Here is a 13,857-nt window from a genome sequence, read left to right as displayed (position 1 = left end):
CGGTTGCCCGGCCTCCCCCAAACCCCCCGTCCGGGTGATCGCCGCAGCACAGAGTTGACGGCAGCGACGGCGGCGACCACCCGGCGGAGGCACGGCACAGGTCAGCGGGCCCGGAACTCCGCGGCGGCGAGCAGCCCGGTGTCCGGCTGGTCGGTGAAGATGCCGTCGATGCCGGTGGCGAAGTAGGCGGCGTAGGCGCCGAAGACGTCCCCGTACGCCGCCGGGTCGGTGCCGCGCCGGAAGTCGGCGGGCAGGAAGCTGTTCTCGTTGCGCAGCGTGTACGGGTGGACGACCAGGCCCTTGGCGTGGGCGTCGCGCACCAGGGTGGTCGGCTTGCCGAGGGTGCCGTCCTTGTCCTTCGGGATGACGAGGTCGAGGAGGGGGCCGATGCCCTGGGCGTAGGAGGCGATCCACGCCAGGCCCTTCGGGGTGATCAGGTCGGCGACCGTGCGGGGGTCGCCGGACTCGCGGAAGTCCCAGGGGCGGTCGTCCGGCGTCCACAGGAGGACGACCCGGGGCGTCGCGACGAGCTTGGCCATGCGCCGCATGCTGGTCGGCTCGAAGGACTGGAGGAAGGTGGGCGAGTCGGCGCGGTGGCGCCCGTACCGCCGCAGCAGCGCGGCGAGCGGCTCCTCCAGCGGAAGGCCGAGCTTCCGGAAGTAGGTGGGGTGCTTGGTCTCGACGTACAGCCGGACGGGGCGGCCCCGGCGGCGGCCCTCCTTCTCGGCCCAGCGCAGCACCTCCTCGAAGGTGGGCACGGCCCAGCGGCCGTCGTAGAGCGTGTTCTCCTGGCGCAGCGCCGGGATGCGCTCCTTGGCGCGCAGGGTCTTCAGCTCGGCAAGAGTGAAGTCCTCGGTGAACCAGCCGGTCAGCGAGGTGCCGTCGACGACCTTGGTGGTCCTGCGGGAGGCGAACTCGGGGTGGTCGGCGACGTCCGTGGTGCCGGTGATGTCGTTCTCGTGACGGCAGACCAGGTGGCCGTCCTTCGTCGGCACCAGGTCCTGCTCGATGACGTCGGCGCCCATGTCGAGGGCGAGCTGGTACGAGCCCAGGGTGTGTTCGGGGCGGTAGCCGCTGGCGCCCCGGTGCGCGATGACCGCCGGGACGGGCAGCCGGGGGCGGCCGTGCGCCCGGGCCGGGGCGGCCGCGCCGGCGGAGAGGGCGGCGGCGGTGGAGAGGGCCGCGGCCGCTCCGAGTACGGTCCGGCGGCCGGGACTCCTGTGCGCACCCTGGGACATGGGGACTCCTTCGTGAACCGTGCACGCCGATGCGGACGGGTGTACGGGGCTGGCTCGGGCGAGGCCCGATGGTAGGCAGCGGGGGGTTCCGTACGACAGACCCCGGGCGAACGCGGGGAGAACACACGTCAACACCGTGTATCGACTCGGTCAACCCGGTGTGCGCGGGGGGTTGACCCACGAGTATCGTCCTCACCTGCACATACTGGTCACGCACCTACTGGTCACGTACGTGGTCGGCTGATTCGACGGAGGACTCGTTGTCCCGCTTCGCGCTCATCAAGGCAGTGCTGGGCCCGGTCATGCGCCTGATGTTCCGCCCCCGGGTGGAGGGCGCCGAGAACATCCCCGGTGACGGGCCGGTCATCCTGGCGGGCAACCATCTGACGTTCATCGACTCCATCGTGCTGCCGATCGTCTGCGACCGTCAGGTCTGCTTCATCGGCAAGGACGAGTACGTCACGGGCAAGGGCCTCAAGGGCCGCCTGATGGCGTGGTTCTTCACCGGGGTCGGCATGATCCCGGTCGACCGGGACGGCGCCAACGGCGGCGTCGCCGCGCTGATGACGGGCCGCCGCATCCTGGAGGAGGGCCGGGTCTTCGGCATCTACCCGGAGGGCACCCGCTCCCCCGACGGCCGCCTGTACCGGGGCCGCACCGGTATCGCGCGGCTGACGCTGATGACCGGCGCGCCGGTGGTGCCGTTCGCGATGATCGGCACGGACAAGCTCCAGCCGGGCGGCGCGGGCCTGCCCCGGCCGGGCCGGGTGACGGTGCGCTTCGGCGAGCCCATGGAGTTCTCGCGGTACGAGGGCATGGACCGCGACCGCTATGTGCTGCGGGCGGTGACGGACTCGGTGATGGCCGAGGTGATGCGCCTGTCGGGGCAGGAGTACGTGGACGTGTACGCCACGAAGGCGAAGGCGGCGTAAGCCCCCGGCCCCGGGGCCGACGCACCGGCGCCCCCGTACGGCATCACTGCCGTACGGGGGCGCCGGTGCGTCCGGGTGCGGAAGCCGGGCCAGGAGCGCCGGTGCGTCCGGGGCGCGCGTGACCTGCGTCCGGGCCGCGGATGGCCGTACCGCCTCGGGCTACGGGTGCTCCACGCCCTCCTCCAGCTTCTGGCCGCGCAGCAGGAACCAGGCCGCGACCGCCGTCGCCAGCAGGACCGCCGCGCCGACCCCGGCCGCGATCCGCAGGCCCTCGGTGAAGGCGTCCTGCGCGGCCGTCACCAGCGCCCCGGCCGTCGCGTCCGGCAGGCCGGCGGTCGCCTCCACCGCGCCGCCCAGCGACTCGTGCGCCGCGGCGGAGGTGGCGGCGGGCACGCCCGGCGGGGTGACGAAGTCGCGGTAGAAGCCGGTCACGATGGAGCCGAGGAGCGCGATGCCGAGCGCCGCGCCGAGTTCGTACGCCGTCTCGGAGACCGCGGAGGCGGAGCCCGCCTGCTCACGCGGGACGCTCGACAGGATCACGTCCGCGGTGACCGTGAACGCGAAGCCCGCGCCCACGCCCACGACGAGCAGCGAGGCACCGAGCAGCGGGTAGCCGCTGGACCGGTCGAGCAGCGTCAGCACCGCGAGCGCGAGGCCCACGGCGGCGAGGCCGCCCGCGACGACGGACCGCACCGAGAACCGCCGGGCGACCTTGCCGGCGACCAGACCCGCGGCGACCGCGCCGACCGCGGCGGGCAACTCGGCGAGACCCGCCTCCAGCGGCGCGCGCCCCTGGACGAGCTGGAGGAACTGGGACAGGAAGAAGACCAGCCCCGACAGCCCCAGAATGGTCAGCAGGTCGGCGAGGACCGCCCCGGAGAAGCCCCGGTGGTGGAACAGCCGCATGTCGAGCAGTGGTGCCTCCAGCCGCAGCTGGCGCCGGACGAACCAGGTCAGGGCGCCGATGCCGATGACGGTGGCGACCGCCATGTCGAGGTGCAGCCCGTGCGCGGCGACCTCCTTGATCCCGTACACCACGCCGATCATGCCGATGAGCGACAGGGCGACGCTGAGCAGGTCCCAGGGGCCGGGCGCCGGGTTCTTGGACTCGGGGATGTACTTGGCGCCGACGAGGACGAGGACCGCCATCACCGGCAGGTTGATCAGGAAGACCGAGCCCCACCAGAAGTGCTCCAGCAGGAAACCGCCGACGACAGGGCCCACGGCCGCGCCGGCCGAGGCCATGGCGCCCCAGATGCCGATGGCGAGGCTCCGCTCGCGCGGGTCGTGGAAGAGGTTGCGGATGAGCGCCAGCGTGGAGGGCATCAGGGTCGCGCCGGCGACGCCGAGCAGCGCACGGGCGACGATCATCATCTCGGGGCTGGTGGCGTACGCGTTGAGCACGGAGACGGCGCCGAACGCGGTGGCTCCGGTGAGCAGCAGCTTCTTGCGGCCGATGCGGTCGCCGAGGCTGCCCATCGAGACGAGCAGGCCGGCGATGACGAAGGAGTAGACGTCGCCGATCCACAGCAGCTGGGTGCCGGTGGGCTGGAGGTCCTCGCTGAGGAAGGGGGTGGCGAGGCCGAGCACGGTGGCGTCGACCGCCACCAGGAGCACGGCGAGGACCAGTACGGAGAGCGCCAGCCACCGGCCCGGGCGGTGCGTCACCTCGGTCCGGCCGGTGTGCTGATCTGTACGGGTCATCTTTCCACGCTCCTGCGCGCTCCACCGAGCAGCAACTCGGCGATCATGTACTGAAAGTCCTTGGCGGCCACCCGCCCGTCCTGCACGGCCCAGGCACAGGTGCCGATCAGGCCGTAGAACGCCTCGGTGAGCCAGGCGGGCGACAGGTCGATCCGGAACTCGCCCTGCTCCTGGCCGCGCCGGAAGAGCGCGGCGACGCGGGCGTCGAGGCGGGCCCAGCCCTCGTTCACCGTGTCGCCCTCGAAGAGCTGGTTCTCGGTGACGAGGAACGCGAGCAGTCCGGCGACGGGCTCCACGCCGGCGACGAGCCGGCGCAGCGCTTCCTCGGCGGTGCCGTCGTCGAGCCGGGCGGCCTCGATGGCCCCCTCGAACTCCTGGATCCCGAGCGCCTCCAGCGCCCTGACCAGCGCGTCCCGCCCGGCGAAGTGCCGGTGCAGGGTGGCGCGGCCGATGCCGGCGGCGCGGGCGACCTCGTCCATGGTGGCGGTCGCACGGCGGGAGAGGAGAGCCGCGGCGCTGCGCAGCACCTGCTCACGGTCGACTGTCATGAGACAACCATACCCCACGTGAGACACAGATGTCTCATTCGAAAAGCGCTCGACTCACCGGCGGAAGATCATTGATGCTGAGCGGCATGAGCATGAGACCGCTGCTGCTGATCGACGTCGACGGGCCGCTCAACCCCTACGCCGCCCAGCCCGAGCGCAGGCCGGAGGGCTACCTCACCCACCGGACGCGGCCCACGGGATGGCTGGAGGGCAAGCCGCTGCGGGTGTGGCTGAACCCGGGGCACGGCGCCGAGCTGCTGGCGCTCGCCCGCTGGTACGACCTGGTCTGGGCGACGACGTGGAAGGGCGAGGCGAACGCGTGGATAGGGCCCCGGCTCGGCCTGCCGGAGCTGCCGTACATCGACTGGCCCCAGATGCACGGAAGGGCCCCTGGCGGGACCTTCTGGAAGACGCAGTACATCCTGCGGTACGCGGAGGGGCGGCCGTTCGCCTGGGTGGACGACGACATCGCGGCGCCCGACCGGGAGATGGTGGAGCGGGAGCACCGCGCCGCCGCCCTGCTGGTGCACGTCGACGAGCGCGTCGGCCTGACCCGGCCGGACTTCGACGCGCTCGCGGACTGGGCGGCGGCGCTGTGAGCGGTGCCCCTACCGCTTGGCGGTGGCCCAGGCGTGCTGGATGACCAGGTCCGCCTTGACCTCGGCCAGCTGGGTGGCGACCGCCGAGGGGGCGGTGCCGCCCCGGCCGCTGCGGGAGGCGAGGGCGCCGGGGACGTCGAGGACGGTGCGGACCTCGGGGGTGAGGTGCTCGGAGATCTTGGCGAACTGCTCGTCGGTGAGCTGGTCCAGCTCGATCCCGTGCGCCTCGCACTCCTTGACGCACTCCCCCGCGACCTCGTGCGCCACCCGGAACGGCACGCCCTGCTTGACCAGCCACTCGGCGATGTCCGTGGCGAGCGAGAACCCGGCCGGGGCCAGCTCCTCCATCCGCTCCCGGTTCACCGTGAGCGTGGCCATCATCCCGGTGAACGCCGGGAGCAGCACCTCCAGCTGGTCGCAGGAGTCGAAGACCGGCTCCTTGTCCTCCTGGAGGTCGCGGTTGTAGGCGAGCGGCAGGGCCTTGAGCGTGGCCAGCAGGCCGGTCAGGTTGCCGATGAGCCGGCCCGACTTGCCGCGTGCCAGCTCGGCGATGTCCGGGTTCTTCTTCTGCGGCATGATCGACGAGCCGGTGGAGAAGGCGTCGTGCAGGGTCACGAAGGAGAACTCCTTCGTGTTCCAGATGATGACCTCCTCGGCGATCCGGGAGAGGTTCACCCCGATCATCGCGGTGATGAAGGCGAACTCGGCGGCGAAGTCCCGCGAGGCCGTGCCGTCGATCGAGTTGCCGGAGCTGCCGTTCTCGAAGCCCAGATCCTTGGCGACCGCCTGCGGGTCGAGGCCGAGCGACGAGCCGGCCAGGGCGCCCGAGCCGTACGGGGAGACCGCCGTCCGCTTGTCCCACTGGCGCAGCCGCTCGGCGTCCCGGGAGAGCGCCTGCACATGGGCGAGCACATGGTGGGCGAAGAGCACCGGCTGGGCGTGCTGGAGGTGGGTGCGCCCGGGCATGGCGACGTCCGGGTGGGCGTCGGCGAGCCCGACCAGGGCGTCCTGGAGGTCGGCGAGCAGGCCGCCGATGATCCGGGCGTGGTCGCGCAGGTACATCCGGAACAGCGTGGCGACCTGGTCGTTGCGCGACCGGCCGGCCCGCAGCTTGCCGCCGAGGTCGGGGCCGAGCCGCTCCAGCAGGCCCCGCTCCAGCGCGGTGTGCACGTCCTCGTCGGCGATGGTGCCGGTGAAGGAGCCGTCCGCGACGTCCGCCTCCAGCCGGTCGAGGCCCTCCAGCATGCGGGTCAGCTCGTCGGCGGTGAGCAGCCCCGCGGTGTGCAGCACGCGCGCGTGGGCGCGGGATCCGGCGATGTCGTACGGCGCGAGCCGCCAGTCGAAGTGCACGGACGCCGACAGCTTGGCCAGCGCCTCCGCGGGGCCGTCGGCGAAACGGCCGCCCCAGAGCCGGACGTCACCGTTGTTGCTGCTCACTGCGGTTGCTCCTCACGGGGGTGGATGTGCGGCCGCCTCCCCACCACTCGGGAAGGGGAGGCGGCTGGTGGAACGAGCCGGGGACGGTCCGGGTCACGCCGGTCCGGCCCGGAGCGCGGGGGTCAGGCCAGGTCGCGCTTGGCGGCGATCTTCGACGAGAGGGCGAAGATGTCGATGAAGCCCTGGGCCTTGGACTGGTCGAAGGTGTCGCCCGAGTCGTAGGTCGCCAGGTTGAAGTCGTAGAGCGACTCGTCGGACTTCCGGCCGGTGACGACGGCCCGGCCGCCGTGCAGCGTCATCCGGATGTCGCCGGAGACGTGCTGGTTGGCCTCGTTGATGAAGCCGTCCAGGGCGCGCTTGAGCGGGGAGAACCACAGGCCGTCGTAGACCAGCTCGCCCCAGCGCTGCTCGACCTGCCGCTTGTAGCGGGCCAGCTCGCGCTCGACGGTGACGTTCTCCAGCTCCTGGTGGGCGGTGATCAGGGCGATGGCGCCGGGGGCCTCGTAGACCTCGCGGGACTTGATGCCGACGAGCCGGTCCTCGACCATGTCGATCCGGCCGATGCCCTGGGCGCCCGCGCGCTCGTTGAGCTGCTGGATCGCCTGGAGGACGGTGACGGGCTTGCCGTCGAGGGCGACCGGGACGCCCTCCTTGAAGGTGATGACCACCTCGTCGGCCTCGCGCGGCACGGCCGGGTTGGAGGTGTACTCGTAGATGTCCTCGATCGGCGCGTTCCAGATGTCCTCGAGGAAGCCGGTCTCGACGGCGCGGCCGAAGACGTTCTGGTCGATGGAGTACGGGGACTTCTTGGTGGTCGCGATCGGCAGCTCCGCCTTCTCGGCGAAGGCGATGGCCTTGTCCCGGGTCATCGCGTAGTCCCGGACGGGGGCGATGCACTTCAGGCCGGGGCCGAGGGCCTGGATGCCGGCCTCGAAGCGGACCTGGTCGTTGCCCTTGCCGGTGCAGCCGTGGGCGACGATCGAGGCGTTGTGCTTCTGGGCGGCGGCGACCAGGTGCTTGACGATCGCGGGCCGGGAGAGCGCCGAGACCAGCGGGTAGCGGTCCATGTAGAGGGCGTTGGCCTTGATCGCCGGGAGGCAGTACTCGTCGGCGAACTCGTCCTTGGCGTCCGCGACCTCCGCCTCGACCGCACCGCAGGCGAGCGCGCGCTTGCGGATGACGTCCAGGTCCTCGCCGCCCTGGCCGACGTCCACGGCGACGGCGATGACCTCGGCACCCGTCTCCTCGGCGATCCAGCCGATGGCGACGGAGGTGTCCAGTCCGCCCGAGTAGGCGAGTACGACGCGCTCGGTCACGGGTTTCTCCTTACGGTGCATTCACTGACAGGTATAACTATGCAGTCCCCCGTATGCTTTGTCAACGCGCCCCCAGCGCGGCTGCCCGGGGGCCGTCCGGAGCCGACCAGGGGCCCCGTTCGGCGGCGCCCGGCGGGCGGCCCGGCCGTGGGCCGCGTACGGTCCGGGCATGCGTCTGCGTCTGGGTCTCGGTCTCGGTCTCGCTGCCGCTCTCACGTCCGTGCTCGCGTCCGCGCTCCCGCCGGGGGCGGTGGCCGCGCCGTCGGGGGGCGACGGTGGCGGTGGGCCGCTGCCGGCGCGGATGGCGGACACCGGCGGCGGTACGCAGCTGATCACGGCCCGCGCGCCGCACGCCGGGTCCACCACGGGGACGGTCACCTGGTGGGACAAGCGCGGCGGCCGGTGGGTGCGGGTGGGGTCGGCGGAGGCGCGGTTCGGGGCGAAGGGCCTGGTGGAGGGGGAGCGGCGGCGCCAGGGCACGTCGACCACCCCGACGGGGCTGTACGCGCTGCCGTACGCCTTCGGGAACGACCGCGCGCCGCGGGGCACGTCCGTGCGGTACCGGCGGGTGACGCGCGACTCCTGGTGGTGCCAGGACAACCGGTCGCGCGCGTACAACCGCTGGGTGGAGGGGCTGCCGGCCGACTGCCGGGCCGCGGAGGCCGAGCATCTCGTGACGTACGGGCGGCTCTACGCGCACGCGCTGGTGATCGGCTTCAACTACGACCGCCCGGTGCGCGGGCGCGGCGCCGGGATCTTCCTGCACGTCAGGGGCCGTGGCCCGACGGCCGGTTGCGTCGCGGTGCCCGAGCGGGCGATGGAACGGATCCTGGCGTGGGCGGACCCCGCGCGCCGGCCGCACATCGCGATCGGTACGGCGACGGGGCCGACCGCCCTCACCAGGTACTGAACCGGCTGCTCGCCGGGAGGGTCAGCGCTCCTTCTGCGCCAGCCGCAGCAGGTGGTCGGCGAGGGCCTGGCCGCCGGCCGGGTCGCGGGAGATGAGCAGCAGGGTGTCGTCGCCCGCGATGGTGCCGAGGATGGCGTGCAGTTCGGCCTGGTCGATGGCCGACGCCAGGAACTGGGCGGCGCCCGGCGGGGTGCGCAGGACCACCAGGTTGGCGGACGCCTCGGCGGAGATGAGCAGCTCCCCCGAGAGGCGCCGCATCCGCTCCTCCTTGGCGGACTCGCCGAGCGGCGCCTGCGGGGTGCGGAAGCCGCCCTCGCTGGGCACCGCGTAGATCAGCTCACCACCGGTGTTGCGGATCTTGACCGCGCCCAGCTCGTCGAGGTCCCGGGAGAGCGTCGCCTGGGTGACGCTCAGCCCGTCGTCGGCGAGGAGCTTCGCCAGCTGGCTCTGGGAGCGGACGGGCTGCCGGTTGAGGATGTCCACGATCCGGCGGTGGCGTGCGGTGCGGGTCTGCGGAACGGACGGCCCGCCGTACTCGAGGTCCTGCGCGTCGGTCATCGTCGTCTCATTCTCCGGATCGTCCTTCCCCGTGCACGCTGCCGAGGACGCCGGGCAGGGCCCGGAGGAAGGCGTCCGCCTCGTCGTCGCCGATGATCAGCGGCGGCATGAGCCGTACGACATCGGGAGCGGGCGCGTTCACCAGGAGGCCGGCGTCCTGAGCCGCCTGCTGCACCTGGGGCGCGAGGGGCTCGGTGAGCACGATACCCAGCAGCAGGCCCGCGCCACGGACGTGGGAAACCAGCGGGTGGTCCAGCGCCTCGATTCCCTCCCGCAGCCGCTCGCCCAGCCGCTTGACCTCGTCGAGGGCCGAGCCGGCCGCGAGGGTGTCGAGTACGGCGAGGCCGGCGGCGCACGCGACGGGGTTGCCCCCGAAGGTCGTGCCGTGGTGGCCCGGCTTCAGCAGCTCGGCCGCCTCGCCGAAGGCGACGGTCGCCCCGATGGGCAGGCCGCCGCCGAGGCCCTTGGCGAGGGTGACCAGGTCCGGTTCGATGCCGTGCGCCTGGTGCGCGAACCAGTGGCCGCACCGGCCGATGCCGGTCTGGACCTCGTCGAGGACGAGCAGGGTGCCGGTGGCGCGGGTGATCTCGCGGGCGGCCTTCAGGTACCCGGGCGGCGGGACGACGACGCCGTTCTCGCCCTGGATGGGCTCGATGACGACGAGCGCGGTGTCCTCGGTGACGGCCGCGCGGAGCGCGTCGGCGTCCCCGTACGGGACATGGGTGACGTCGCCGGGCAGCGGCAGGAACGGTTCCTGCTTGCCGGGCTGGCCGGTGAGCGCGAGGGCGCCCATGGTGCGGCCGTGGAAGCCGCCGGTGGTGGCGACCATGTGCGTCCGCCCGGTGAGCCGGCCGATCTTGAAGGCGGCCTCGTTGGCCTCGGCGCCCGAGTTGCAGAAGAACACCCGGCCGGGGCGGCCGAGCAGCTGGAGGAGCCGTTCGGCGAGGGCGACCGGGGGTTCGGCGACGAACAGGTTGGAGACATGGCCGAGGGAGGCGACCTGGCGGGACACCGCCTCGACGACGGCGGGGTGGGCGTGGCCGAGGGCGTTGACGGCGATGCCGCCGACGAAGTCGAGGTACGCGGTGCCCTCGGCGTCCCAGACCCTGGCGCCCTCGCCGCGGACGAGAGGGAGGCGGGGCGTGCCGTAGTTGTCCATCAGCGCGCCCTGCCACCGCCGGGTCAGCTGCCCGTTCCCGGTCTCGCTCCCGGTCTCGTTCCCGGTCATGCGTCCCCCTGTCCGTCCGGCACGACCATGGTGCCGATGCCTTCGTCGGTGAAGATCTCCAGCAGAATGGAGTGCTGGACGCGCCCGTCGATGACGCGGGCGGTGGTGACGCCGTTGCGTACGGCGTGCAGGCAGCCCTGCATCTTGGGCACCATGCCGCTGGACAGCTCGGGCAGCAGTTTCTCCAGCTCGGTGGCGGTGAGTCGGCTGATGACCTCGTCACTGTGGGGCCAGTCCTCGTAGAGGCCCTCGACGTCGGTGAGGACCATCAGCGTCTCGGCATCCAGCGCCGCAGCGAGTGCCGCAGCCGCCGTATCAGCATTGACGTTGTAGACATGTCCGTCGTCCTCGGAGCGGGCGATCGAGGAGACGACCGGGATGCGGCCGTCGGCGAGCAGGGCCTCGATGGCGCCGGTGTCGATGGCGGTGATCTCGCCGACCCGGCCGATGTCCACGAGCTCGCCCTCGATGCGCGGCTGGTGCTTGGTGGCGGTGATGGTGCGGGCGTCCTCGCCGGTGAGCCCGACGGCGAGCGGCCCGTGCTCGTTGAGCAGTCCGACGAGTTCGCGCTGGACCTGCCCGGCCAGGACCATCCGTACGACGTCCATCGCCTCTTCGGTGGTCACCCGCAGGCCGGCCTTGAACTCGCTGACGATGCCGTGCCGGTCGAGGGCGGCGCTGATCTGGGGGCCGCCGCCGTGCACGACGACCGGCTTGAGGCCGGCGTGGCGCAGGAAGACGACGTCCTGGGCGAAGGCGGCCTTCAGCTCCTCGTCGACCATGGCGTTGCCGCCGAACTTGATGACGACGGTCTTGCCGTGGTGGCGCGTCAGCCAGGGCAGGGCCTCGACGAGGATCTGGGCCTTGGGCAGGGCGGTGTGCTTGCGGGTGCTCATGAGGAATAGGCGCTGTTCTCGTGGACGTAGTCGGCGGTGAGGTCGTTGGTCCAGATGACGGCGGACTCGGTACCGGCCGCGAGGTCGGCGGTGACGGTCACTTCGCGGTAGCGCATGTCGACGAGGTCGCGGTCCTCGCCGACCGCGCCGTTCTTGCACACCCAGACGCCGTTGATGGCCACGTTGAGCCGGTCGGGCTCGAAGGCGGCTCCGGTGGTGCCGATGGCGGACAGGACCCGGCCCCAGTTGGGGTCCTCGCCGTGGATGGCGCACTTGAGGAGGTTGTTGCGGGCGATGGAGCGGCCCACCTCCACGGCGTCGGCCTCGCTCGCGGCGTTGACCACCTCGACCCGGATGTCCTTGGAGGCGCCCTCGGCGTCACCGATGAGCTGGCGCCCGAGGTCGTCGCAGACCCGGGTGACGGCCGCGGCGAAGTCCTCGTACGCGGGGGTGGTGCCGGAGGCGCCGGAGGCGAGCAGCAGCACGGTGTCGTTGGTGGACATGCAGCCGTCGGAGTCGACCCGGTCGAAGGTGACCCGGGTGGCGTCGCGCAGGGCCTTGTCGAGCGTCGCGGCGTCCACGTCGGCGTCGGTGGTGAGGACGACGAGCATGGTGGCGAGGCCGGGGGCGAGCATGCCCGCGCCCTTGGCCATGCCGCCGACGGTCCAGCCGTCCCGGGTGACCACGGAGGTCTTGTGGACGGTGTCGGTGGTCTTGATGGCGATGGCGGCCTTCTCGCCGCCGTGCTCGGACAGCTCCCCGGCGGCCTTCTCGACGCCCGGCAGGAGCTTGTCCATGGGCAGGAGTACGCCGATGAGGCCGGTCGACGCGACGGCGACCTCGCCGGCGCCGATGTCCAGCACCTCGGCGACCTTCTCGGCGGTGGCGTGGGTGTCCTGGAAACCCTTCGGCCCGGTGCAGGCGTTGGCGCCGCCGGAGTTGAGGACGACGGCCCGCAGCTCACCGGTCTTGAGGACCTGCTCGGACCACAGGACGGGCGCCGCCTTGACGCGGTTGGCGGTGAAGACGCCCGCGGCGGCGCGGCGGGGCCCGGTGTTGACCACGAGGGCCAGGTCCGGGTTGCCGTTGGCCTTGATGCCGGCGGCGATGCCCGCGGCGGTGAATCCCTGTGCTGCGGTGACGCTCACGGTGCGACTCCGATCGTGGAAAGTCCCATGGCCTCGGGGAGTCCGAGGGCGATGTTCATGCTCTGCACCGCGCCGCCGGCGGTGCCCTTGGTGAGGTTGTCGATGGCGCTGATCGCGATGATCCGGCCGGCCGCCGGGTCGAGGGCGACCTGCAGCTGGACGGCGTTGGAGCCGTACACCGAGGCCGTCGCGGGCCACTGCCCCTCGGGCAGGAGGTGGACGAAGGGCTCGTCGGCGTACGCCTTGGAGTACGCGGCCCGGACGTCCTCCGCCGTGGTGCCCGGCTTCGCCGCGGCGCTGCACGTGGCGAGGATGCCGCGGGCCATGGGCGCGAGGGTCGGGGTGAAGGAGACGGTGACCGGCTCGCCGGCGGCCGCGCCGAGGTTCTGCGCCATCTCGGGCGTGTGGCGGTGGCCGCCGCCGACGCCGTAGGGGCTCATGGAGCCCATGACCTCGGAGCCGAGCAGGTGCGGCTTGAGCGCCTTGCCCGCGCCGGAGGTGCCGGTGGCGGCGACGACAACCGCCTCCGGCTCGGCGAGCCCGGCGGCGTACGCGGGGAAGAGCGCGAGCGACACGGCGGTGGGGTAGCAGCCGGGCACCGCGACGCGCCTGGACCCCTCCAGCGCGGCGCGGGCGCCCGGCAGCTCGGGGAGGCCGTAGGGCCAGGTGCCGGCGTGCGGGGAGCCGTAGAAGGCCTCCCACGCGGCGGCGTCCCTCAGCCGGAAGTCGGCGCCCATGTCGATCACGAGGACCTCGTCGCCGAGCTGCTCGGCGACGGCGGCGGACTGGCCGTGCGGCAGGGCGAGGAACACCACGTCGTGCCCGGCGAGGGCCTCGGCGGTGGTAGGTTCCAGCACCCGCCCGGCGAGCGGCGTCAGATGCGGCTGGAGCGCGCCGAGGGTCTGGCCGGCGTTGGAGTGCCCGGTCAGGGTGCCGATCTCGACGTGCGGGTGGCCGAGGAGCAGACGGAGCACCTCTCCGCCCGCGTATCCGCTCGCGCCCGCCACTGCTGCTCGTACTGCCATCGAACCCTCCTCATCGATGGCATGACTATACGCAAGCATGCACTTTTATGCAATGCGCCTCGACCGTGCCGGCCCCGCTGCGACGGAGATTTTTAGTTGGCACATGGAGAACGCTGGTTGGCAAATCTTGGTCCCGTCACGCTGTGTTGCGGGCAGTACCAGCGAAACGCCCCCGTCGCCGGTCGAGTGGTCCTTCTCTGGATGAGTGGGCGAGGCAGTGAGAGCGAAGATCCCGTCGGATTCAAGTCAGCTGGACCACCTTGTCACGGCGTACGACGGGGACGCCGGACTGCGGGATCGGCTGCGGCTCGGGGACGA

The 13,857-nt window shown here is 72.3% G+C and carries 13 protein-coding genes; 3 read left to right on the top strand and 10 right to left on the bottom strand.

Annotation, left to right across the window (positions count from 1 at the left end):
- Window positions 1–101 precede the first annotated feature (101 nt).
- On the bottom strand, window positions 102–1,238 hold the full coding sequence (locus ACF08D_RS26900; protein WP_392226044.1) for a glycerophosphodiester phosphodiesterase: 1,137 nt from the start codon (window positions 1,236–1,238) through the stop codon (window positions 102–104).
- A gap of 302 nt (window positions 1,239–1,540) precedes the next feature.
- Between ACF08D_RS26900 and ACF08D_RS26895 the strand changes: the two genes are divergently transcribed.
- Window positions 1,541–2,170, top strand: a complete 630-nt coding sequence (locus tag ACF08D_RS26895; RefSeq protein ID WP_392226367.1) for a lysophospholipid acyltransferase family protein — start codon at window positions 1,541–1,543, stop codon at window positions 2,168–2,170.
- 159 nt (window positions 2,171–2,329) lie between these two features.
- Here ACF08D_RS26895 and ACF08D_RS26890 read toward each other — a convergent pair whose 3' ends face one another.
- Window positions 2,330–3,874 (bottom strand): MFS transporter, encoded by a 1,545-nt coding sequence (locus ACF08D_RS26890; RefSeq protein ID WP_392226042.1) that lies wholly within the window; start codon window positions 3,872–3,874, stop codon window positions 2,330–2,332.
- Window positions 3,871–4,422, bottom strand: coding sequence for a TetR/AcrR family transcriptional regulator (locus ACF08D_RS26885; RefSeq protein ID WP_392226040.1), 552 nt, complete (start codon window positions 4,420–4,422; stop codon window positions 3,871–3,873). Before ACF08D_RS26885 ends, ACF08D_RS26890 begins: the two co-directional genes overlap by 4 nt.
- Window positions 4,423–4,514: 92 nt before the next feature.
- On the opposite strand from ACF08D_RS26885, the gene ACF08D_RS26880 reads away from it, so the two are divergent.
- Window positions 4,515–5,021 (top strand): HAD domain-containing protein, encoded by a 507-nt coding sequence (locus ACF08D_RS26880; protein WP_392226365.1) that lies wholly within the window; start codon window positions 4,515–4,517, stop codon window positions 5,019–5,021.
- 9 nt (window positions 5,022–5,030) lie between these two features.
- Here ACF08D_RS26880 and argH read toward each other — a convergent pair whose 3' ends face one another.
- Both argH and ACF08D_RS26870 read right to left on the bottom strand, forming a co-directional pair.
- Window positions 5,031–6,458, bottom strand: coding sequence for an argininosuccinate lyase (gene argH / locus ACF08D_RS26875; RefSeq protein ID WP_392226038.1), 1,428 nt, complete (start codon window positions 6,456–6,458; stop codon window positions 5,031–5,033).
- Window positions 6,459–6,580: 122 nt separating this feature from the next.
- Window positions 6,581–7,774, bottom strand: coding sequence for an argininosuccinate synthase (locus ACF08D_RS26870; protein WP_392226036.1), 1,194 nt, complete (start codon window positions 7,772–7,774; stop codon window positions 6,581–6,583).
- A gap of 169 nt (window positions 7,775–7,943) precedes the next feature.
- Here ACF08D_RS26870 and ACF08D_RS26865 point away from each other — a divergent pair, with 169 nt between their 5' ends.
- Window positions 7,944–8,684 carry a L,D-transpeptidase gene (locus ACF08D_RS26865; RefSeq protein ID WP_392226035.1) on the top strand — a complete coding sequence of 247 codons (741 nt, stop codon included), beginning with the start codon at window positions 7,944–7,946 and terminating at the stop codon, window positions 8,682–8,684.
- Window positions 8,685–8,705: 21 nt separating this feature from the next.
- On the opposite strand, the gene ACF08D_RS26860 is transcribed toward ACF08D_RS26865, so the two are convergent.
- The 5 genes from ACF08D_RS26860 to argC are packed head-to-tail and all read right to left on the bottom strand — an operon-like array spanning window position 8,706 to window position 13,539.
- Complete coding sequence (locus ACF08D_RS26860) at window positions 8,706–9,242, bottom strand: arginine repressor (RefSeq protein ID WP_392226033.1); 537 nt, start codon at window positions 9,240–9,242, stop codon at window positions 8,706–8,708.
- Window positions 9,243–9,249: 7 nt separating this feature from the next.
- A complete protein-coding gene (locus ACF08D_RS26855) occupies window positions 9,250–10,470 on the bottom strand; it encodes an acetylornithine transaminase (RefSeq protein ID WP_392226031.1) in 1,221 nt (406 codons plus the stop codon).
- Window positions 10,467–11,366, bottom strand: a complete 900-nt coding sequence (gene argB, locus ACF08D_RS26850) for an acetylglutamate kinase (RefSeq protein ID WP_392226029.1) — start codon at window positions 11,364–11,366, stop codon at window positions 10,467–10,469. Before argB ends, ACF08D_RS26855 begins: the two co-directional genes overlap by 4 nt.
- Entirely contained in the window at window positions 11,363–12,514 is a 1,152-nt protein-coding gene (gene argJ, locus ACF08D_RS26845; RefSeq protein ID WP_392226027.1) for a bifunctional glutamate N-acetyltransferase/amino-acid acetyltransferase ArgJ, read from the bottom strand. Before argJ ends, argB begins: the two co-directional genes overlap by 4 nt.
- Window positions 12,511–13,539, bottom strand: a complete 1,029-nt coding sequence (argC, locus tag ACF08D_RS26840) for an N-acetyl-gamma-glutamyl-phosphate reductase (RefSeq protein ID WP_392226025.1) — start codon at window positions 13,537–13,539, stop codon at window positions 12,511–12,513. The genes argJ and argC overlap by 4 nt, the downstream gene beginning before the upstream one ends.
- Between the last annotated feature and the right edge of the window lie 318 nt (window positions 13,540–13,857).

It is taken from the genome of Streptomyces sp. NPDC015131, from assembly GCF_043079975.1.
Classification (GTDB): Bacteria; Actinomycetota; Actinomycetes; order Streptomycetales; family Streptomycetaceae; genus Streptomyces.
This window is presented reverse-complemented; position numbering and strand designations above follow the sequence as displayed.

Coding starts and splice junctions, on each gene's coding strand:
- argB (WP_392226029.1), bottom strand. CDS start 11,366: ATGAGCACCCGCAAGCACACCGCCCTGCCCAAGGCCCAGATCCTCGTC.
- ACF08D_RS26895 (WP_392226367.1), top strand. CDS start 1,541: ATGCGCCTGATGTTCCGCCCCCGGGTGGAGGGCGCCGAGAACATCCCC.
- ACF08D_RS26865 (WP_392226035.1), top strand. CDS start 7,944: ATGCGTCTGCGTCTGGGTCTCGGTCTCGGTCTCGCTGCCGCTCTCACG.
- ACF08D_RS26855 (WP_392226031.1), bottom strand. CDS start 10,470: ATGACCGGGAACGAGACCGGGAGCGAGACCGGGAACGGGCAGCTGACC.
- ACF08D_RS26890 (WP_392226042.1), bottom strand. CDS start 3,874: ATGACCCGTACAGATCAGCACACCGGCCGGACCGAGGTGACGCACCGC.
- ACF08D_RS26860 (WP_392226033.1), bottom strand. CDS start 9,242: ATGACCGACGCGCAGGACCTCGAGTACGGCGGGCCGTCCGTTCCGCAG.
- ACF08D_RS26885 (WP_392226040.1), bottom strand. CDS start 4,422: ATGACAGTCGACCGTGAGCAGGTGCTGCGCAGCGCCGCGGCTCTCCTC.
- ACF08D_RS26880 (WP_392226365.1), top strand. CDS start 4,515: ATGAGACCGCTGCTGCTGATCGACGTCGACGGGCCGCTCAACCCCTAC.
- ACF08D_RS26900 (WP_392226044.1), bottom strand. CDS start 1,238: ATGTCCCAGGGTGCGCACAGGAGTCCCGGCCGCCGGACCGTACTCGGA.
- argC (WP_392226025.1), bottom strand. CDS start 13,539: ATGGCAGTACGAGCAGCAGTGGCGGGCGCGAGCGGATACGCGGGCGGA.